Below are 22,527 nucleotides of genomic sequence, written 5' to 3'. Positions count from 1 at the left end.
GAGTCCTCCTTACGTAAACAGCCATATTTTTCTACCAATCGAGCAAGCCTTTGGTCTGTCCTGCCACAATTTCAGCAGGCACTTTATGAGCTCCTCAACACATTTGTCCCCTCCCCCTTTTTCACAGTACGGTGTAACGCGTACCCTATCACAAATCCAGTTCGTTAATTGCAGGAGATCAATATCACAATAGTCCCAGCTATATCCGCTGCCAAGCTCCGTGAACACCCACTTAAACTCATGAGCTCCTTTAGAAACTGGATACGAGACCTCATAAAAACCGCCTTGATTTGTGTACGTGTCTACTAGTGTGCTGTCTATAAAGAACTCCAGCTTCCCCTTGAACGGATCAGGGACAAAAACCCAATTTTCGTAGGCTGTAAAGTCAAGCAATTTGAAAGTAGTCATATAATGTTTCCCAGTCACAGTGCTGATCTGGCCACCCTGCTCTGTCTCGACTTCAACTCTGTACTTAGAGTAGGGTGAAAAGGGTAGTTTACTAACAAGGAATGAATCTAGTCCTCCACCGATGAAATCAGTACCGTACACCAAAGTTCCTGTCTCGTTGTATACCCTGACGTGAATCTTACTTGTATAACACCCCCCCATCCAAATAGGCTTGTGATTAGTTGCACGAAAGCCCGTGATCTGGGCATAGGAAGGCATAATTATGCTCTTATCAACCAGTTTGTACCTCCCTTTATACATAGAAGCCTTATCCCCGCTGCAGCCAGCCAAGAAACGCATTGAGATTTCATATGTCTGGACTGTTTGGGTACTGTTATTTAACTTTACAGTTACTTCCTGCTGGCTTGGTGAACTGTATACATCCTGAGAAATAAGACTGCCTCCACTTGTGACCACCACATCAAGCCCAGTTCCTGGGCAGACTGCGCGGTTGGACTGATAGAGCTTGATGACATCAATCCAGCAGTACGAACCATCATTTTCGGGTAATGTTTGAGGGGGATTGCTAGGGGATGGCGGGTACGGGCTGTTGCCTGGGGAGTAAAAGTTCCCGTTCTTATCCCGGCGATATGGGGACCAGGTTTCGGAGAACCAGCCGGAGCTGAGCTGCATGCTCCCTCCATTGCCGTTCAATCCACCAGTTGTTCCTTCTCCCTTCAGCAGGGTATACCTCACTTGATAGGCACGTCCTGGCTGCAAGCTGCCAAAGGACACTATTATATCCCGGCTTGCTGCACCTTCTGTTCCGTAAGTATAAGAATTCAGCACAGATCCGTTTGAGATATCAAGGAGATCAACTTTTACGCTTGTATGGTCTAAACTATTAGGTTTTGAGGGGACTGTTGAACCTGTAAGACTAAAATTTTTAAATGCTACATAGTACGGAAGACCACTAGCGTCTTTGTCGTAGTCTGCGATGGCATCAAACATCCTAAAATAGACATAGTAGTAACCTGGAGGAACACTTTTCTTAATGGGGGGAACGGACAGTGCATTATTCCAGTCAGTAATATATTTGTAGTTATATGCCGGCCCTATATTTTCCAATCTCTGATAAACTTGATTTTCATTTGTGTAAGTTCCATCTGCAGGAACGATGTGCACACTAAATTCTCCCCGATGATCTGTGTCACGCCCCGATTTGTTTCTGTTATCCGATGTGGCCAAGTCCCCTGTCGCGTCAACCAGATACGCCAGTAAATCAAAAGTGATATTTATCCACCCGTGGGTATAAAAATTATTGGAGATCCAGCCTACCGACTGTCCTGGGTCAATCCCTGTAATATTTAAGCAGTGATATCCATCGCCTTCATACAAGGTTCCGCCTGAACCGCCTTTACGGAAAAAATCAACAGAAATAGGTATTTTCTCACTTTTATACGGTATACCTTTCCCCGCCGTAATGGTCAGTTTTTCGTAGAAACTCACGTCCGCATAGCTGTTAAAAGAGAAGTTTCGCGTAATGGTTGCTCCGTTGGTGCTTGATGCCTGCTCCTGCTGCGATAAAGGAGTGTTGAAATGTGTACCTCCGCTGCGCATCCGTGATTGACGATCTGTTAGTAACGCCCAGTCGCTTTGACCATATACGATAGGCTGATTAAAGGAGCCTGCAGGGTAGCTCACCTCTCCTGAATCGGGAGCTCCCGTTCCTTCGGCTTCTGGATCAATATATGTTGTTCCTCCAAGGTCTTTATATACCCACTGGTACGTGTGATTTCCCGCTTTGACCGGAACTTTCACTTTGGTTCCTGTGGTACTGGTTTCAGTCTGGGCATCAGCCCAGACTACAGTCCCATCGATGGTAAGAACCAGATTTTCTTTTGACCCGAACTTTCCTCCATACTCAAATTCAAGGACTCCATCGTTAGTTAAAGGAACACCGGAAAGTGTGATAGTGTTGTTAGAGTTGTCCTTTCCCTCAACAATGTACACCCCGTCCCCGTTATCTGGGTCAGATAACCATTTGAGGATGTCTCTCCACTCCCAATTGGGAGACATGCTGATTCTTAGATCATGCTCGCCATTACTTTTGTTAAAATCCTCTTTGAAAATAGGTTCGTCCGGATTCTCATTCAAAGGAGCGGTGAGCTGAAGCATCTCTTCCACCTCAAAAGAAGCCCCTGGATTTAGGGTGACAGTGTAATTGATTTGGTTCCCATCCTGGCTTGTAAAGGTTCCAGCATTACTCATTTCCCAGTTTCTTGTAATCGTAAACTCACTTCCAAATGGGCCCGTTTTGGTATATGATTTTCCCTGTGTTGCTGAACCATAGCTGTAATCAAGATTTGTAGTAGCAGTGATCCCTTCTTCAGTGTAGGTATCCGTAATCCGAAAAGAAATAAAGTGCTGACCCTGATTTAACGGGATATAAATGTCTTGTCCAGAGTTCGTGTTCCCGGATTCAAACACAACCTCCTGGTCAACCAGAACCTCAAGCCGTTCTGTCGGTCGTAGTGAGTGATCAAAACTAAACTCAAACCAGCCGTCATCTTCCAGGTAAAGAACCGTCTGGAGAGCACCACTTCCTTCAGTAGGATTGTCAATGCGGTAAGTGCTGCTATTGTTTATTTTCTGCCAGTGAAGATTACCACTCTGACTCCAGTTTGCGGTTTCCATCGTCTGAAGTACGGAGTCCTCATAGTGGTCAATTTCTAGAGGAGGGCAGACCATTTCAATTGTCCCTCGGGCATCTACTGTACAACCTTCCCCAACCACTAGAGAATAAGCGATCTTCGCTTGATTCGCCTGCGTAGTGGAGCTGCTCCCATCCAAAGTCCACGACGGGTCGTGTGCTGCCGAAACTGAACTACCCCGCTTCCCCTGACTGTACTGAAAATAATCTTTTAGGTTGTCGGAAAACATCCAGTAACGCTCGCTGGCGACCCCAGGCTGTGCAGTGCCCATTCTGTAAGCAAAACGAACAGTACCGTCACATTCATTGTCCAGGTGGTAAAGGAGGGCCCGGGCTCGGTTTTCGTCTGTAACCACTCCGTTAAAATGGGTTTTAACCACACTGCTCTTCGACCAGGTGATCCACTCGAAGCCCGGTATACCGTAAGCCTCAGAACCCATGGTGTCAAAATCAGGCGGGGTATCTCCGCCCAGGCTGCGGATCACTTCAATGCACTTCACATCTTTGACATAGACAGCATTCTGTCCGAACTGATCCCCGACCTGTTTTCGTACTAGCCAGTCGAACTTATACGTTTGTCCAGGAGCCACATTAAATTTAACTTCCTGCCATCCGCTTCCCTCGGACCACTCCCCACCTACCTGGTTATTATTTATAAAAAAGTTAAGTCCATTACCGTTCGCTGCGCTGGCCCAGTATTTAAACGAGATATATCCCATACGCTTCCAGCGCCAGTTAAAAGTAACTTTAGAAGAATTGCCGGGGAGCAACTGCTTGAGGGCTATTTTCATAATATTTTCATTTCCCGCGGTCTCGTTCGAACCCACAGAATGGACAATTTCCCACTCCTGATCCTCGACAGAAGAAACATAGCGAAAAAGCCCGTGGAAATCGTCAGACTTAGGAAGTGCTGTCATATCAAACAGTGTACGTTCCACGTCATTGCCGTCAAAATGATTGTAATAATCCGCGTTAAATGGGAAGTAAAAGGGGGCAGGACAGTGAGGCAGGGTCACATTATGAGCGAGTTCAGGGTCCTGTGCTTCTTCGAGAATGTGCCTAATGCAGTCTTTTATTAATAAGAGTGCCCGCTGGTAGTCACTCCGGCTGGGGTCGACCTGCTGCTTTACCCACCATTCCAGCCGTTTGTACATATTCCAAAGAGCTTCACGACAGCGAACATTAGAGTACCAGGTCTTATCCCGAAGGTACTGTTCAATAATCTGGTCAATAACGGATTCCAAGGAATCCAGATTCACCGTCTGCCAGCGCCCTATTTGTCCTTTTCCCGGATCACCAATAGCAGGATTAACCTCCCCCGGTTCTCTCGGACCTACTCTTGGTCTATTTGGACTTGCCGGGTTGTCCGGGTGATTGGGGTCGTTAATATTGTTCACTAGCGATGCCTTCATCCGCCCGAAGGCCACTTGCCCCTGCCCTTTCGTGAATATACCAAATGTCGATTTCAATGCCTTCACCTCTAATCTGTAAAATCATATTGGAGCCGCCCGCTTACGGACAGTTTGATCCGAGACCCTTCGACAGAAACCTGAAATTTATACCATTTGTTTTTCTCCCAGGCAAAAGGGTTCATAGGAGCCCCTACCTGCTGCTGATTGCCATCAACTACCCTGTAGAGCTGCATAGGACGGCTCATCCCCAGCGTTCCGTCTACATCGCCCCCATGGGTCACAAACATGTAGTAGTTCTGGGGGTTGATATACCGGAACAAAATGCCTGCCGCGTGATCTCCTTGTTCTGCCCCTACCCTGAAGTCTGTCTCAAACATGTAGTCTGTGTGAGAAAAATCGTTTCGATATAGTCCTGTCAGGGATTCCAGTTGCTGCTCACATATAAACAACCCCTGATTTTTATCCCTGCTCCAAGCTGTGCCACTCTGGTTGTCGAATCGAATCCAGTCATCCTGACCGAGTTCCAGCGTGTTCAGTTCTTCCACCCAAGGATAATAAGGGTTAGATGGATCATAAGGGTCATAATCCTCCGGTACCCCATATCCTCCCGCCCAATCCTCCGGATCCATACCGTTTTCTAATACATCGTTATTGTAGTCATATACAAGCCCTTGTCCTTCGGTTTGGATAGCCTCCATGAAGGCCTGCTTAACTCTTTCAGTAGCCGTTAGGTCTTGATTAAAAGTACTGTCCTTCAGCTTCTTCACGGCTGCCAGGTAATCCTCAATGATGGATTCAGCCGCCTCTTTCGTACCGGTAATGGCACTTAATAGCTCGGTATAGTGTTCCCGCTTGTCAGCGATAAGTTCATCGTGATAAAAGGACGGCCATGCTTCAGGTTCTCCGTGATTGCCTTCCTCAAGCATGGCCGGAAAGGGCTCTACTCTCCCTACAATATCCTCAAACAACTCCGCTGCTTCCGAAGGTCTAACTGCAAACATGTGCTCTTCCAGGAAAGCCTGATGAAATACGAGACGCATATACCCCAGCAGGCCATCTTCAAGCGTACTTCCGTGCTCACTCATTCGAGCTGCTTCGTAGTACATCTCTGCGATAAATCCTGCCCGATCCTGATGCTCTCCAAAGACATACCCTGAAGCCAGATAGCTTAGACGCTCCTGAAGTTCTGCAAGCATGGACTCTTCAGCAGCAGCATCCCTTGAAATCTGACTTCCTAATGCTCCATCACCTGTTTGTGCTGGACGCTTTTCCTGTTGCCCGAGATTTCCTCGCTCCAAGTGCTCCGCAGGTCGCTCTTCTTGCTGAGCCAAGAAGGCTCCCTGGGCATCTAAGGCAGGACGGATATCCGGTCTTTCTCCTTCCAGTTCGACTGCTACCTCTGATGGTTTTGTGAACCGATCCAACTCTCCAGTATCCAGCATATCGCCCGGACGAATAGGTTCTGTTCCCTGGATAGCTTCCTCGTAGTGTGATGGTCGTTTTTCGAGATGCCCTTGTTCGGACTTACCTATTTCAGAAGGTCTTCCTTCCTGCTTCCCAATATCCCCAGCGCTTAATTCGGAGGGTCTCCGGGGTTTAGCGGCAGTCTTTCCTTCTTCAAAATGGGTGAGACGGCTGCTCTGGCCCCCTTCGGTGTGAACACCTAGATAAGAAGGGTCGGGTTCAAAATACCCAAAAGGATTTTGAACCTCAATCACAGCGGGGCGCAGCATATCATCCGCCAGCAGTTCCTCAGATAAATCAGCAGAAAAACTGTTCTTATCGAAGTGCTGACCTTCCTCAACGTGGCCATGCTTCTCCGTCCCGGATGCCAACTCTTCTCCTCGTACCTCTAAGGCGCTTCTAAGCTTATCCCGATCTGCGAAACTGACATCAAATACAAGAAGACCGTTATGGGCTTGATCCGTAGCGAACACGACTTTGGACTCAATAAGAGCATCAAGGCGGCCCTTTGCTCCTACCAGAAAATCCGGAGACATCAGCTCTGCAGCCCTCTCCTTGTTAGCCCACTGCAATGCATAATCAAACAGAGAATGGCCGTCGTGCAGGCGGTCCGCAAATATCATCGGATCGAAAAAATCAGAGAAGAACCCTTTCCAAGCAAAAATAACATCCAGAATTGTGCTCATGAATTCCCGGTCAATGATGCCTACATCCAGATCCTCCGGCAGTATTCCCCACTTATCCCCCTCACGAAGTTCACTAAATAAACGCTCAAACTCCTCGACCATATCCCCTGCCCGTGGAATCGTGATACCATTTGCAAAAGTAGGCGAATCTGTAAGCTCAGCAAGAGGTATACCTCCCTGTCGTACCTTCGCTCCAGCAATTCCTCCAGACACGTAGAGGTCTTTTTCTTTTTTGAAGCTATTTAGTGTATCTGTTAAATGAACGGGTATAGCACTTGGCCTATTGCCTTCGATTGCGCGGGTGAGGGCTGCAAGCTTCAGCGGGTCTTTGCTGCCTATAATGGAACGGGCGAGTTCTGTGTTCAGTTCATTTGATTTTGATGCCGCTTCATTATGTGAGAGTTGAAGCTTACGGACTTCACCATAATCTGCCTCCAGGTTTTGAGACAGATATAAGTCTGCTGAATTTCGCTGAGCCCGTCCAAACTCACGAATAACCTGAACGACCACTTTCCGGTTCAGCTCTGCCTGCTCCATGGAAGTCAGGTGGAGCGCCAGATCCACCGAACGTTTGCCAGAACCTATCGTGTGCCGATAGATCCGGCCATCCCAGTTGCGCGACCCTGAGACTCCCCCTCCATAGGTCGCTGAGCGTTTATTATTTCTCATCGCCCCCTGCACACTTCGCTCCAACGCAAGCAGATTGTCGTGCTTCCGGTTGGCAACCGAGTGAACGAAGAATCCACAATCCTTCAGCACATTCCTCGCGGCCTGCCGGATCAGCAGAGTATAGGTTTGAAACGATATTCCTCGCTCTGCTTCTCCACGCTCTCGTATTACATGTGCAGCATGATCAATATTCCTAATGCCCACTATATTATCAATGAAGCGGCGGGTGATAACCTCTGCCTTACGTAGAGCCTGGACTTCTTTTGCTAAGTGTGCATTATATTGTCTTGTTTTAAGTTCCGCCCAGTGATAGTCGTTATGAACAATAGCTTCACTAATTGCATCATCTCTTTCTCCGGAAAAGAGACTCGGAATTTTAGATGCGGGATGATTATCTCCAATGCGGGCACCTTTAATCCTGTTATAGTCCACTATAGTGCGTGGATCATCAACACGCCCAGCCAATACTTGGCTAGTGGAGACGGGGGCTGAATCCCAGGTAAACAGCCGTTTTCCTTCTTCCCGGTCTCTTAGAACGTTCCCTATCCAGTTAATAATGCGGTGGCTTAAAAAATAGTCACGATTCACAGCGCCGTCCCAGTTGAAGATCCGCTTACCCAGTAAACGCTCTGTATTAACCCGCAGATCGAAAATACTGCTCCGTTTAGCCTCAAGCCTCTCACGCATAATCGTTCCTTGGGGCGTATATGGACGGAATGCTGCTTCAATCTGCAGATCAACAAGTAGATCATGATTATCCACACGAAAGGCCAGATCCTTCATCTGCAGCCGCTGAAGATCAGAGTCAGCAACACGATTGGATATGAAAACACGACGTAGCACATTAAAGTCCCAATCAATGGGACGCTCAGCCAATAGTTCATCCAATGATTGCAGGCTTTCAGATTTTTTGGGGAGAATGGTTCCAGGCAGACCGTCCTCAAACATAGAGCTTCCATGATCGTTGCGATTGCCTATAGCATCCAATAGGATGTATCCCTCTCGGCTGTGCTCATTTACAGTAGCTTCTGTACTGAACAGATGATCGGCTTCCCGGCTACTTTCACTCAACTTAGCAACACTTAGGTCAGTAAGCTCTCCGGCACGTTCGGGTACTAATGCCTGCATATTCCTTAGAAACAAAGCCATTCTTTCATCTTGTGTGGCGTGCGCTGCTTGCATCAGTTCAGCAGGCCGATTCTGATCTTGCCCTAAGATCACTATTCCGCCTTCAATTCCTTCCATGTCTTTCCGAATAGCCTGCGCAATTTGCTGATGTAGTAATGCCGGAACCTCTTTTCTCGTTGCAACAAGAAAATCCAGCATAAGCACACTGCTGTACCTGCCGAACGGAATATACACAAAAAAGTAAGGCTTGACGGATGGTCGCAGCGTAGTGACCTTAAAGAAGTACCCCGTCTGGGACACTGCATAGTCGGACACTTTGAAATTATATTGTTGACCAGACATAAGAATCCTCCGTCCTAAGAAAAAAGGGAAATTCAGAGGGCTGTCTGAAGTTCCCTTTAAGCTCTTATACGATTTAGTAGGGCGATTTTTTAGTAGCGGACTTCTTTCAGAAACGCGATACCCATCTGAACGTTCGCCGATTTTTTCATAAAATTGTTTTCGGTGTTGTGATCGAAGTAACGATAAACCTCCTGCTTCCAGGTCTTTCCTTCTGTTCTTTCAGGGATATCTACAATCAGCTCATCCAAATGAAGAATATTATTCTTCGAAACTGCAATGCAGTAGTCCAGGCTGCCGCGGTATCCGTCAAACGGGTGAACAATGTAAATCGGGGAAAGGTGATACTTCTTAGTCCAGGAAGATGCGTTGAATCCCTGTGGCTCCAATTTCAGACCTGTATCACCTACTTGAGTATCAACAAATGCTTTTCCTGGTGCCGGTGCCTGTGTAATGAAAGACGCAAAGTGCTGCTGGAACTTGATTCCTGATCTTGTCTTAAACATTTGAAGGGTGTTGTTGCCATAACTGGTATATGCGCCAAAGTTATAAGGTGCCGACGGAACGGCACTTGGCTCGTTGGTTACCGACCCACCGGTTACCATGATATTGCCATCCACATCATCCTCGTTATATTTGAAAGGCTTCAACGCCCCAATATAAACGAAAGACTTGCGATAATCGTCAAAGTTAACTGCCGGGTCACCAACGATTACCATCGCCAGCCGGTTATTCATTACGTTCATATACAGGTACACAGGTTTATCATGGGTACGGTCTGTTGCAGGGCTGGCATCCTGCTTTGCCCATTCAATGTTGACAGGCTGTCCTGCCTCTCCGAAGGTAGCTGAACCGCCGGTACCTGTTTTATTAAAAAGAACCTGTACAACCATCGAGCTATGCTTTGCAGAAGCTCCGAATCCACTGTTAGTGAATTTAACATAGAACTCACGGGTTAGCGCATTGATCTTGCTAGTTCCCTTTAGGACCAGTTCTTTAATCTTACCGGTTGCTACGTCTACAACTTCTGATTCGAGGGCCCATGTGTTAGTAACAGCAGTTTCTCCTGCCGTTGCATTGAAGGGGTATGATGCTCCAATCACCTGTGCTTTGATCGTATCCAGTAATTCACGGGAAGTGGTAATCGTTTCAACGTACTTAAAATTTGCCATGCGGGGAGTCCTCCTTAGGATGGGAAATGTAAAGCGGGGTTAGTAGAAAGGTTTCTGTACAGCGGTGTTTTACCTTACTTCTTTCAGAATAGCAATAGAGCATTCATCAGGGTTAGCAGAGAACTTCAAAAAATTAACGGGAGAGTTCACACTGAAAAACTTATAGACTTCTGTCCAGGTTCCTTTGGAATGGTCCGCCGGGTCTTTCCACTCTTCAGTGTCTACAATCAGCTCATCCTTGTTAATTAAGTTAAAGTCATTGATGGCTACAACACCATCCATGTAACCACGATAGCCTTCGTACTGATGTACCAGGTAGACTGGACTGGCATGGTAACGCTTGGTCCAAACTGAAGCCTGGAAGAAGTTTTTAGTCTTATCAAGGATTAGTTTAGACAGATCGGAAGGGATGCTACCAACTCCACTGTAGGAGGGAAGCTGTGTGATAAATGCGGGATAGTAGGATTGGTACATAACATTTGAGGCCGTTCTGAACATAGAGAAGGAATACATTCCGTTCGAGGTATTTCGCCCAAATCCGGCATAGGCAGGGTTCTGGTCTACACGAATATCAGCAATAGTGAAGCCGGACTTTTCCACAGTCATGTCACCCATGCCTACAGTCACCCCGAAGTTACCAGCATAATCCGTATCATTGAACGGGATAATTCGTCCGATGTATCCAAAGCTGCGGTAGTAGCCTTCAATGTCGGGAGCCGGATCTCCTTCGAGTACCAGAGCCACCCGGTTGTTATTGACAGACAGCCAATAGTTAACTCCATAGTCCGGACGTCGCTTCTTGTTGGCAAGCCAGCTTACGGTACTATTTGCCCCGAAGAAAAAGTGTGCCGGTGGACTGGTAACTTGGGTTGTTCCATCATAGTCGTACAGCCACTCTATATACGCAGGGGTATATTTACCCTCGGATGTTTCAGGGTCATTCCACTTCATATAAGCAAAGTGAGCTTCTACCTGATCCTTAATTGTAGGGACCTGGTTTATCTTTACTGTGGCTACATCACAAGCCTTATTATATGTGCTGAGCGAACTTCCCGCAGCTTCGACCACTTTAAAATTCCCACCGTAGTACACATCAAAATAGTTAAATTGCTGTGCAGGCATTTTCAGCATCACATAGAAGTCTTTTGCCACCTGTCCCTCTGGAGGCTTTTTGACCGACTTCAGCACCACTGTCGTATCTGAATAATGTGTTAAATCAGCCTTATATGTGAGCTGGTCGAACCTGTGTGGTAAAGCGAGATTCGGAGCTACAGAACCATATTTACTACTAATGTACAGATAGATATTAAGCTGGCCATTTGCCAAAAAGGAATCATAATCCGAGGGCATCGGAGCTACGATTTTAAAATCCTGCCACCGGGCATGGTCGATAAAATCAGAACCCTTACTATATCCCTGTTTTACAATGTAACAAGCTTTTTTAGATGCTCTAGTTGTATCATCTACGTTAACTACAAGTAAATCAGCGACAGGCCGTACTACAGGCAGGTTTGTATCAGGGTCCGTATACGCAACCTTTGTCACAAGCAATTTCCTGCCAGTTGGAGTATTGCTGAAGTTAGCAGTGTTGACCTCATTTACGTATCCGTCGGAATCTACAAGTGAAGCTTCCGAAGCCGGATTCTTCACTCCCGTCAAGTCACTCAACTTATACACCGGATACTTTTTCCCATCTGTATGCAGATACATGCCCGCCGTAGACGGTGTGCTTACAGGTGTATAGGTTACCCATTTGTCTTGTACAGATCTGTAAGATTCAGTCCAACCATTTTCCTCGTCATCCGGTAGTTTTGCATTTACAATTTGATTCGAGAGCTCAAAGACAATCTTGTCTGCATTTGCGCTGCCTTCTACCCAAGCAACTCTATTACTTGGCATATTACACACCCCTCCTTATTTACGCAAAAATTTCACGTTGTACCATACCTGCTTTGCCGAGCCGCTGAGATTGTGGTACTCGAACTTGATCTCGGCGTTGTCCGGGAGAGGATATACGATCCCGAAGGAATTGCCCATGGATACACTCTCTGGCAGCTCCTTGGTGTAGACCGTCTCGCATATCTTATCTCCGTTGACGGTCAGCTCCCAGAAATCTCCGATGCAGTATTCACTGGCCGCAAAGGCCACGGACAGAAACTCTGTCGCATAAGGGAGACTGTACGTGTCCTCATAGACTTTCGCCACAGCCGTCACATCAATCATTCTCCCGCGGACAAAGGGCCGGGTGAATTTACTAAAGTGCGGATAAGGCAGCTCGCGGACTTTATCAATCGTGCCTCCTGCCGGGTGTGTGATCTGAAAAGACATTCTGCTTCACCCCCTCCTATATACGAGTTAAGGTTGTCCCATTTAAGAGTCCGCTTTCCTCATCATAGTTTAGACCGATGATTAAATTTTCTAGCGTTGCCCCTGCCGGATTCTTGCGGATCACGTTCACCGACCCCAGCCGCCAGACCGTGTAGTATTCCCAGTCCGGATGCTCCGAGTCTACATTAACAGGAACCCCCGCCATATCATCTCCGCATCCAAAAGTCATATAAATATCAGTAACATACCCTGATTCATAGAGCATATGCGCTCCGGTAACCTTCTCTGCGTCCATAGGATGCTCTCTGATCAGAAGGACAGAGGGGGTTCCTGCAAACGGATCAACAGCTGTTATTTTAGTTGTAGACTTTTTTGTCTCTGCCTTAATCAGATCCAGAATAGGATAAATCAAATAGTCGTTTGCCACACCGGCCATTAGAGAATAGCCCCCTCTCCGCTCGACCAGGTTAAGTCGATGATTTGCAAGTACCCGTTCTCCACAGAGAACGTCGATTTGATTCCTTTAATAGTGTAGACACTTCTTGTAGTTGTATTGCGGTCTGAAATGTATACTCTATCCAGCACTTCAAGCGCAGGATTACCCGGGACAGAGATTTGAAGGGTGCGGCATAGACATTTGTTGTCGAAGAAAAATCTTTCGGCAATCTTCCGCTTCTCTGATTCGCTTTTGGCATACGGAATGTTAAGGACAGCAGTGCGGACCTCTCCCTTGAGCTCAAGCAGGATTTCCGTGTCTAAAAAGTGCATATACTTGCCTTCATCATCGAAAACAGCAAGATGGCTGCGGCCCCGGCTCCAGTCGGTAGTCTTCGCCAGAGATACCAGATTCTCGTATTCGGTAAACTGTCCGGCAATCGGCTTGTTCATATTAATCATTTCCAGGCGATACGTCCCGTAACGGTCACAGTACGACCGGTAGTTCGTATCCTTGGTAATTTCAGAAATAGCCTCTCCAGCCTTACTCTCGAATGCCTCGAACTCCTTGCCGTATTCCTCTATGAAGGGGTTCAGCCAGCCATTGGGAGTCATGACAGCCTCAATATCCACCTCTTCAAACTCGCCCTCCTTGTTTGGGACAGCACGAATAACTTTACCTTTAGCTTGGCTAGTACTGATAAAATATGATTCCTCAATCACATAGTCGGGGTAGTGGATATCGCTTGGAGCTTGCCGCCAGCCGGTCATTCCGGCAGAAACAATCAGGTCTGTCACGACTGCGGATTTCAGCCACGCTGCTTTAAGATCGTCTGGTCCTGTACCCGTTGCTACAGTTGTGGAAGATGAAGACTGGGGATATGCCGGAATATCAGCAAAGGGTGACGGGTCCGCCCTATAACTCTGATAGATCGCCCATACCGGATTTGGCCAATTGGTATCTTTAGACCATTGGTAGTTCCCCTTGTCTCCTCCCCGCCAAAAGTATTTCACATCTTCAAGCGAGTTGATCCGCCAGCCCCGGCTCTTAAGCGCCTCCGCGTAGCGTTTGGCTCCAAAATACAGTTGTTTGTTAATCCCCGCATATTGCGGTTGTTTGGCAGAGCCACTGGGTACACCATATCCCAGGATATAACCTCCGCTGGATTCCCGGCCCGCACCTGTCGTCCCCATGTTCGTTTCATGTTTCGCAATGGCGAGCAGGAAGAGATAGTCTACAGCAGCCCCCTTGAAGTCGGGGTGTTTGGCATTGTACTTGGCCCTGGCCACAATTTCTTCAAAGCGGGAACCGCTGTATCCCTCGCTCACGCTGCCTGCGTCAGTTACCTTCGTCTCAGTTTTATTAGTATCCAGCACACTTACCTTGGGATAGGCTTTATCCTCCAGCAGCACATGATTCAGCACTTTTTTATACATGTCCCTGCAGGTAATGGTCAACTGGTGGTCGTCTGCCCCGCCGTCCACTTTGTCAATAAGTCCTGTAAATACACGAATTAAATTCTGACCATACCCGAAATAAATACGCACTGGCGTATTCTCGGAAAGAACGCCTACATGATAACCATTAATATAATAGCTCCATGGGGACTGCTGATACATCTCAGGGAAATAGAAAGGGTTGTAATCGGGGGAATAGTATCCATCGGGGTTCGAAATGACAATTCGGGCTTCATGAGACTCCATCTCCAGTTGATCATCAATATCAACCGAAATAATATTATCCAGAACCAGCGTATCCATATACACGAACTGGCCCACCTGCAAGGAGTTCTCTTTCTTCACTTCATTGAACACAATAGACTCGATTTCAGTAGTTTCATAGTATCCTTTCTTCTGTGTAGGATCGGCAGCGGACAGCTTATCAGTGTTTACCTCGCCATTCACTTCATTAATCCTTATATAATTCAGACCCAGTTTGCAGCTCACTCCTCCATACCATAGAACCTCGACTTTGATGGTATAGGTTCCGGCAGGAAAGGCTACATCTTCAATAGATTCTATAGAACTCCCGGCATCGAATTTCTTAATCTTCACCTGCAACTGATTGTTAAAATAAATATTCAGGTCCAGACCTTCTGCCACATTACAGAAATACCCGGCTTTTAGAATACAGTCCTTGGCTGATTCAAACTCAATCTCAAATGAGCATGAACGCGGTGCATTTACCATCTTGGCTACAAAATCGTAAACCAGGTAGCTTTCAGGACTTGGCCTTTGCATAAACTGTATAGAGCTTAGCTTAACCGCATCAGGGCTTATATTCTTGATCCCCGGGGCACTAATCCATTGTTTATCCGTAAATTGCTGATTGAACACCTGCGCTCCTACAGTCCCTTTAATCGTCGCTCCATTAGTAAGGCCTCCACCTGTATTCGTCGAGGAAGTGAACATTTTGGAGGTGCCTTCCAGATACGGCTGCGGATCTTTAGGCTTATTATTTACTCTAATTTCAAAATGGAGATGGGCCCCCTTGCCTTTCGAGCGGTCCGAGTTGGGGTCGTCATAAGTGCCCTGAACATCCTTACCTCCGGACATCACATGTCCCGTATTCCCGGAAAGCCCGATTGTATCCCCCTGCTGAACTACGCTGCCTACCTGGACGAGAATCTGACTGAGGTGGGCGTACCGGGTCATTACTCCATTGTCATGCTGCACATCAACATAATAGCCGTATCCGGTATACGGTTTAGCATGGCTTGTTGCTGACACACTTCCAGACCATACTGCTACTACTGTCTCTCCCACGGATGCGCCAATGTCAATTCCGGTATGCATATTCTTATTTCGCATGCCGAATTTACTGGTGATGTCGTCCGGGGAGAAAGACCCTCTTGCTGGAACTGGAGGCACGATAGACTTATAGTTCACCAGCGTTTGTCCCTCTGATCCCTCTGCAATAAACGTCTGCTGAAGCTCTACCTCTTTTGATGCCTCTCCGGTTACAAAGGAAATGTCTTCTGTTCGTCCAGGAATGAAGGCCATTCGGTCTACTTCAACCCGGCATACGGGTTTCGCATATTCTCCGAGCTTTAAGCGATCAGCCAGGAGCTTTTGCAATTCATCATTCACATACTGCATCCTTATCCCCCTTGCTCATTTAAATCGTTCTATGCACCATTTTCTGAACCGGTTAAGAAATGTTACAGCCTGAGCACGGTTCAAGAGAGTGGATGGCAGAAAATAAGGCTTCTTCTGTCCTTCGGAAACCGCATCAACCGGTGTATACATGTTATCCACTACAGGATTTCCATTCACAAACCGGGAAAGCTCATAACCTTCAATTAAATACTGGCCATCCTGAAAGGTTTCTCCTTCCAGAGACAGAACCGGCTCCGCCCACCATGAACCATTCGGTACCCGCCCATCAACGGTGATCGTCTCTTTGGTTTCATTGTTATATATGGCGGTAAGTGTACCCACATCCAGAAATCTTGTAGATACCGTCTTTTCGTAATAAAAATATAAGGTAGTCCCTGCTGGCTGCGGGTTCACAAAAGTAACGGTGTGGTTGTCCGTCTCCTGATAATTCACATCTTTGGTGAGCAGCACACCATTGCGTTTGACCTTAAGCACTCCCTGGCCTGCCGGGTACGTGCCATTCAGCCGGAAGCGCCGCTGCCCCTCCTCGGCATAAATATACTGATCCAGCTTGGCGGTTGGAGCATCAATATCACTGAATCGGCTGTACAGCGTTTTGCGCACTCTATCAATTAAAGTGAAGGCCTCCCCCCGGGTGATGTATGCATTAGGGAAGAAACGGTCATTACGCCAAGTCATTCCTGCTGTCGCCTTGAACTCGCCGCCCTTTAGCTGGTAATACCCGTCTTTATAAACGACATAGTTAAATTTGCAGGTTACACCATTCAGATTATAGGGGAGATAAATGCAGGCATTGGGAGCGGGGGATACCATATAGGAATCCGTTTTGTTTCCAAGGTATTTGGCAACAAGCGCGCTGGGCACACTTACTCCCCACAGCTCTTCGTCAATTACAATTCGCTTCAGGGGCCGCCCGAAAGCATAACAATACTCCTGATAGCTTCTGTTAAATGGGTCCCAGACGTAATCATCGCCATTATCGAGCACATGCTTCGGATGTCCAAATCCTGACCAGCTTGCCGGGTCCTGCGGACGGCCGAATCGGTCTGTAAGAACTTTTCCTTGGCTGACAAATGACACGACAGACCCTTTGCGCGGAGCACTATAGAATTCAACCAGAGTCGATGTTGCCGAAGGATTGCTCACCTTCTTATACACGGTCTGTACACCATCTACATAAACAAATAATGGATTGGCCGGAGTGGGAACGATTTTCTTCGAAAGAGTGAATTGCTTTTTCCCCTCTGAGCCGTTCTGCTCTTCGTACAGATAGGGGGCGTCGGACATAAACATTCCATACTCAATTCCGGAAATCATAGGTTTCCCATCTTCCAGATAAATTCCGGACGCTTCCATAACCTCGTTATAGAACCAATCATTTGGGGTAACGTCTACCCAAGTCGCCATCTCAGCTCACCTCATATATAGTATAGAACGGAAAAGAGAATAGCCTACAGGCTACTCTCTCAACATCCGCTCGACAAAACGCCGCGTTCGGTTCAAAAAAGAAACAAACTCTGCCCGGGTAATATAGCCGTTCGGTCTGAAGTAGAGAACCGGAGTACCGTCTGCTTGCACGACCGTGACCAACCCCGCGTCAGCCATTTCTTCGATATCTGTTTCGGCCCAGTGACCTGCAGTATCCTGATATTCAAAACGGTGCTTCTTGTCATAACCGTCCTTCTTGATCATCACTAGCTCAACCACGCACTTATATCCCCGGTTGCGGTCTTGATTATTATCCAGACCATTATTGAGCCATACTGGCGAGGGATTGATGCTTTCCAGCGATCCCAAATACAGAACTCCGCGTTCATCATAGAACTTATGGGTCCAGCCGCAGTAGGTAAGATAATTATTGTAAGCCTCTTTATCTTTGAAGAGTAGGCTGAGCTGAACCTTGTAGCTGGAAATGCCCATCTGGTGAAAATGGCTCGGAGCATTTATGATCTTGATCTCTTTAAGTGATAATTGCGGACTTGGCGGAGCATAGGGCTCTACAATCTTAGCGTCTACTTCCGTGAAATTTAGTCCTGATTCTACGAACAACCGCTTCTTATAGCGGTCATTTGCTGTCCCAAAAGGATACTGAGCAGGCATAGCCTCTCCTCCTATCTATGATTATATTGCATCCCCGTCTTCACCTGCTGAGAGAGCTCGCGGGAGACGTTGACGTTGGCATTCTTAACGATGCCTGCCACCTGATTGCCTACAGCCGCCCAATCCTGCTGTCCGTTGACATTCGCCTGAATTGTGACGTTCACATCTCCAGAGCCAAAGGATACCTGCTTGGCTGTCCCCTCACTGACCTTCATTTCGTAATAACTCATAGCCTGTACGCCATCCGGAAGATTGAATGTGGATTTCCCTTGCAGCAGATTATTTTTAATATCTACCAGATTATCCTTCTGTTGAACCTGTAGCTCCTTGATCTGCTCTAGTATTTTATTGCGCTGTGTCTCGTTATCCTTGTTTTTATCAAGCAGGGCATTCAGATCGCCCAGTGTGACGCCAATGCGTGAATTGATATCCTGAGCCATCGCCGACTGAATTTGCTTGACACCGCTTGAGTCTTCTCTGGCGCCTGAAAGAATAGCATCACTTCTCTTCATACTCCAGTCCGCATTTGAAATCTTCAGGTCATGATTAAGCTGCTCCATGATGTCGTTGAACTCGCCGTCAGTGCTCATCTGATATTCTTGAAGTTTCAGCGAAGAGATTTGCCCTTTTATCTTAGCAATCTGGGCGTCTATTTCGTTGTAGGAGTCCGACCCTGCTGTCAGCCGGTTACGTTTGGCAACCAAGCCCTCATCAATAATTTTTCCATCCGCATTTTTCGTGCCATTTAGAATACCATCCAGCATTGCGATGTTCTTCTTAAAGTAAGTTTCGAAGAGCGCCCGCATCTCAGCGGAATCCTCACGCACGCCGGACATGACAAGCTTGGCATAGCTTTCATCATGGGTGGCCTGAATTTTAGTCGCTTCGTTATCCTGGAGACTCAAAGTTCTGGACATCATCGTTTGTGCGTCCTCATACCTTGCAGTCTGACCCCAATTTGGATAATCTGTATAGCTTCTCCTAATATCTGAATAGCTTCTCTTATTATCTGTATTCGAATCAAGCGGCTTATCCGCCTGCTTTGGTTTGTCCTCATCCTTTTTGGTTGCTTTCTCAGTGTCTGCGTTCCCTTTAAACTTTTGCTCCAGCGCTTTAGTAAGCTCTCCGCCTTTTTTTCCGCTAAAAGCAATTTTTAAAGCATCCGCGTATTCCGTCCATTTAACCCCGGTACCACCGAAGATTTGATTAATCCCGCCTCGAATACCACCATCCAGAATCATTTCACCAATACCAAAAGCTTTCGTCAGAAAATTACCATCACCGATCGTCTGGGCCTGCTTCTGCAGATCAACACGCCCGCTTGCATCCAGCTTATCTCTTTCTTCTTTGGTCATGCTGAGCGGGGCAACAACATCATTATAAAAGTCCATTCCGGTTTCAACTGCCGAAATCAATGGAATCTTTTTAAGCCCGATCTTCAGCCCCTTTCCCACCGTTGAAGCAAGCTTTCCAAGCTTCCCGCCTTTGGAGAATAGTTTCCCTACTCCTCTGGTCAGACCTGATAGTTTTCCTGCTATTCCCCTCCTGCCACCGCCAGAGCCGCTTCTTCTGCCTCCTCTATTACCTCTATTTGAGCCGCCTGAGCCGCTTCCTCTTCTCCTGCCATCATCCTCATCTGAGCCGCCTGAGCCGCTTCTTCTGCCCCCGCTATCCTCCTCGCCCGAGCCGCCTGAGCCGTTTCTTCTGCCCCTGCTATCCTCCTCGCCCGAGCCGCCTGAGCCGTTTCTTCTGCCCCTGCCATCCTCCTCATCCGAGTTGCCTGAGCTGCTTCTTCTGCCCCCGCTATCCTCCTCGTCCGAGCCGCTGCCTGAGCCGTTTCTTCTGCCCCTGCCATCCTCCTCATCCGAGCCACTGCCTGAGCCGCTTCTTCTGCCCCCGCTATCCTCCTCGTCCGAGCCGCTGCCTGAGCCGCTTCTTCTGCCCCCGCTATCCTCCTCGCCCAAGCCGCCTGAACCGCTTCTTCTGCCCCCGTTATCTTCCTCATCCGAGCCGCCTGAACCGTTTCTTCTGCCCCCGTTATCCTCATCCTTGCCCTTAAACCAATCATCGGTGAAAAATTCCTTGATTTCCTTTGCTATTTCATAGGCAGATTTCTTATCCTTGTCTTTATCCTTATCCTTATCTTTATCTTTTTCCTTGTCTTTATCTTTGTCTTTGTCTCCGGAGGCAGGCTTGCTTTCAGTTTCAATGGCCTGCATATGGTCAATTTCTAAATTATACAGTCGGGTCTCTCGCTCTAACCGGGCTAGAGCATTAATATATTTTTGAATATCGCCTGTATCCCGGAACTCTTTGTTAAGTTTCACCATGTCATTAATGAACTGCATAATGCGTTGATTTGAACGTCCTGCGCTGGAACTAACACGCATTAGCTCTTCTTCAAATTTCCGGGCATGCATGGTTCCGCTGATAAATCCCCCGGATATCCTTGCTATTGTGTCAACCAGCATATCTCCATCCAGCCTATCAACCCTCGTGGCGATATCCAGTAGCTCCATTCGGGTGTTTACAGAGTCGGCCTGACGCTCCAGCTCTTTCATTTGGCGAATAAGCATTGTCAGTGTACGTTCCAGGTGCTGCGCTTCTAAGTCCAGCCTCGGATCAACCGATTGAGCCCATACCAGACTTCGACGGGTCTGATCAATATCCCATTGCTTCTTGTTCATCCGGCGGTTGATGTTCATATGCGCTTCAGAACCATATTCACCGCTGAGTTCGATTTCAGCACGCCCCTGCTTAAGCTGTTCATACTCCTCGCGCTGCGTACCAAGCTTGTCATTCAAATGTCCGACACTCAGAACGCTACGCTTACTGTTTACGAGATCAAGCCGATTTTGTACAGCCGTAATGTGATTTTGCAGATCGGCCTTGGGAGCCTGTTGAGCAGCAAAGCTCTGCCCATCCTTCCCCGGGCTCGTAATCCCCGCAGTAAAAAGTCCGGCATTGTCACGAACCACATTTAAAAATGTAATAATTCTGGAGCTTACAGTTTGAAACTCTTTCTTCAGATGATCGAATATCCCTTGTGTCGAAACCTCCCACATCGTCTTCAGCTTCTGCTCCTGGAATGCAAAGGACAGCGTATTCTCCGCAAGCAACTGATTGGATTGTTCGGCCGTCCAGTCCTTGTCTTGCAACTTCTCTACGAACCTTACAGCACCACCCTGTGCCTGGATGCTTGGGGTTGTATTGATCCTGCCCATGTCCTCGAATAGAGCCGTAGATGCACCGGAGTCATCCCCTAATTTGCTGGTATAGGTATGTTTAACAAAATCCCGGTCATCTGAAGCTAATCTATCAATGACATCCGTAATCGCAAACAGCATATCCATTCCTGATTTTTGCTGCTTAACCGGCTTTCCATTCGCATCGTTTTTTTCATTCCAGGGATCAAGAGCCTTAAGCCCCGTCTGCTGAGACATCTCTTCAAATTTCTTGGATGCAGGATCATTCAGAGGAGCGAGTATGTTCTTAAAGAACTCACCGTTTTTATCTCCTGTCTTGCTCAGGGTTGAGGGGTACATCGAAGACATTGCAATGGAATAGGCCATCGTCTTCCGCTTGTCTTCATCAGATTCACCAGATCCAGGGATAAAACCCGCTGATTGCTGCAGAAATTCAAGCAGATCGCTTATTTTGGCGGAAGCTAATGTTGAACCCGCAGCTACCATATTAGCGGCATCTTCAACACCTGCAGCGTCTAGTCCCCACTTGGCGGCTATTGCAGCAAGACCGCTTGCGGATTGCCGGGTATCCAAGTCTCCAACATTGTTCAACTTGGCAGCCGAGGCTGCCATACGCTGTGCTTCAAGCGGATCGGTTGCAGCGGTAGATGCATACTGGTAGGCCGCAGCCGCGTCTTCCACAGGCAGTCCATGGGCAAGAGCCATATTTTGAACCGGCTTCTCTGGATAATCAAACTCTTTATTGGTTTCATATCCCATAGAGAGCAGCAAAGATGCACCGCTGTCAAAAGAATCGCCCAGAACATTTTGCATGGCGTTCATAACAGTGGACATTAGTTTTTGGCTTTGGTCAGCCAATATCTTTACAGCAGAGTTCATCTCACCGCTCATGTATTCAGGCTTGCTCTGCTGTCCTGCAGTATTTCTCCCGTACTGAGGGAACCCGCTTAGCTGAATGGTTGCGGCATTATTACCAAAACTTACCGGTGCAGCTTGCAGATCGTTCAATGCTTTGGCAAGCTCCGTAAATTGAAAGTCCAGCAACGCTCTAACCTTATCTGTGAGTGTTTGCTGAAGAGATTCCATCTTTTGTGCCAGAAAAACGGCCGGGGAATAATCTGACGTAGTCTTAATACCGTTAATGTTGCTGTTGATGCTCTTTATCTTATCCACCATAGCCTGCAGTCTGCGGCCAACGATATCAATTGCCCCAGCTTCCTTCGTGATATCGCCAAAAGAAGCAATCAGCGCATCCGCTTGCTCAGTAAATGAGGCAGCCTGGCTTGCAAGAGATCCCATTTTGAGCGAAATTTCCGCTTCTAGCGAATTACTTTGCTCCTGATTATAATCAGACGCCATAGTTCATCC

At 47.4% G+C, this 22,527-nt stretch carries 10 protein-coding genes; all 10 read right to left on the bottom strand.

All coding sequences use genetic code 11. The features are described from left to right. Positions 1-9: 9 nt before the first annotated feature. A complete protein-coding gene (locus AC0LWN_RS13775) occupies positions 10-4,497 on the bottom strand; it encodes a hypothetical protein (protein ID WP_474666165.1) in 4,488 nt (1,495 codons plus the stop codon). 83 nt (positions 4,498-4,580) lie between these two features. Next, a complete protein-coding gene (locus tag AC0LWN_RS13770; RefSeq protein WP_474666163.1) occupies positions 4,581-8,801 on the bottom strand; it encodes a hypothetical protein in 4,221 nt (1,406 codons plus the stop codon). Between the two features lie 89 nt (positions 8,802-8,890). Beyond that, complete coding sequence (locus AC0LWN_RS13765) at positions 8,891-9,970, bottom strand: hypothetical protein (protein WP_474666161.1); 1,080 nt, start codon at positions 9,968-9,970, stop codon at positions 8,891-8,893. A 69-nt stretch (positions 9,971-10,039) separates the two neighbouring features. Then, on the bottom strand, positions 10,040-11,869 hold the full coding sequence (locus AC0LWN_RS13760; protein WP_474666159.1) for a hypothetical protein: 1,830 nt from the start codon (positions 11,867-11,869) through the stop codon (positions 10,040-10,042). Between the two features lie 15 nt (positions 11,870-11,884). Beyond that, positions 11,885-12,298, bottom strand: a complete 414-nt coding sequence (locus AC0LWN_RS13755) for a DUF8551 domain-containing protein (RefSeq protein ID WP_474666157.1) — start codon at positions 12,296-12,298, stop codon at positions 11,885-11,887. Positions 12,299-12,314: 16 nt separating this feature from the next. Beyond that, positions 12,315-12,734: a hypothetical protein gene (locus AC0LWN_RS13750; RefSeq protein ID WP_474666155.1), complete on the bottom strand. Its 420-nt coding sequence runs from the start codon at positions 12,732-12,734 to the stop codon at positions 12,315-12,317. Then, on the bottom strand, positions 12,734-15,832 hold the full coding sequence (locus AC0LWN_RS13745; RefSeq protein WP_474666153.1) for a M23 family metallopeptidase: 3,099 nt from the start codon (positions 15,830-15,832) through the stop codon (positions 12,734-12,736). Before AC0LWN_RS13745 ends, AC0LWN_RS13750 begins: the two co-directional genes overlap by 1 nt. Before the next feature lie 15 nt (positions 15,833-15,847). Beyond that, entirely contained in the window at positions 15,848-17,260 is a 1,413-nt protein-coding gene (locus AC0LWN_RS13740; protein ID WP_474666151.1) for a hypothetical protein, read from the bottom strand. Between the two features lie 51 nt (positions 17,261-17,311). Next, entirely contained in the window at positions 17,312-17,953 is a 642-nt protein-coding gene (locus tag AC0LWN_RS13735; RefSeq protein ID WP_474666149.1) for an S-layer homology domain-containing protein, read from the bottom strand. Positions 17,954-17,964: 11 nt separating this feature from the next. After that, the gene (locus tag AC0LWN_RS13730) at positions 17,965-22,518 is read right to left on the bottom strand and encodes a phage tail tape measure protein (protein WP_474666147.1); all 4,554 of its coding nucleotides are present in this window, start codon (positions 22,516-22,518) and stop codon (positions 17,965-17,967) included. Positions 22,519-22,527: the final 9 nt, after the last annotated feature.

It is taken from the genome of Paenibacillus sp. sgz302115 (assembly GCF_056120445.1).
The sequence above is the reverse complement of the archived record's forward strand: the minus strand, read 5'-3'. Positions and strand labels throughout refer to the sequence as shown.

Excerpts from the sequence above, each read along its gene's own strand:
- AC0LWN_RS13770 (WP_474666163.1), bottom strand. The coding sequence starts at position 8,801 with ATGTCTGGTCAACAATATAATTTCAAAGTGTCCGACTATGCAGTGTCC.
- AC0LWN_RS13765 (WP_474666161.1), bottom strand. The coding sequence starts at position 9,970 with ATGGCAAATTTTAAGTACGTTGAAACGATTACCACTTCCCGTGAATTA.
- AC0LWN_RS13760 (WP_474666159.1), bottom strand. The coding sequence starts at position 11,869 with ATGCCAAGTAATAGAGTTGCTTGGGTAGAAGGCAGCGCAAATGCAGAC.
- AC0LWN_RS13755 (WP_474666157.1), bottom strand. The coding sequence starts at position 12,298 with ATGTCTTTTCAGATCACACACCCGGCAGGAGGCACGATTGATAAAGTC.
- AC0LWN_RS13750 (WP_474666155.1), bottom strand. The coding sequence starts at position 12,734 with ATGGCCGGTGTGGCAAACGACTATTTGATTTATCCTATTCTGGATCTG.
- AC0LWN_RS13745 (WP_474666153.1), bottom strand. The coding sequence starts at position 15,832 with ATGCAGTATGTGAATGATGAATTGCAAAAGCTCCTGGCTGATCGCTTA.
- AC0LWN_RS13740 (WP_474666151.1), bottom strand. The coding sequence starts at position 17,260 with ATGGCGACTTGGGTAGACGTTACCCCAAATGATTGGTTCTATAACGAG.
- AC0LWN_RS13735 (WP_474666149.1), bottom strand. The coding sequence starts at position 17,953 with ATGCCTGCTCAGTATCCTTTTGGGACAGCAAATGACCGCTATAAGAAG.
- AC0LWN_RS13730 (WP_474666147.1), bottom strand. The coding sequence starts at position 22,518 with ATGGCGTCTGATTATAATCAGGAGCAAAGTAATTCGCTAGAAGCGGAA.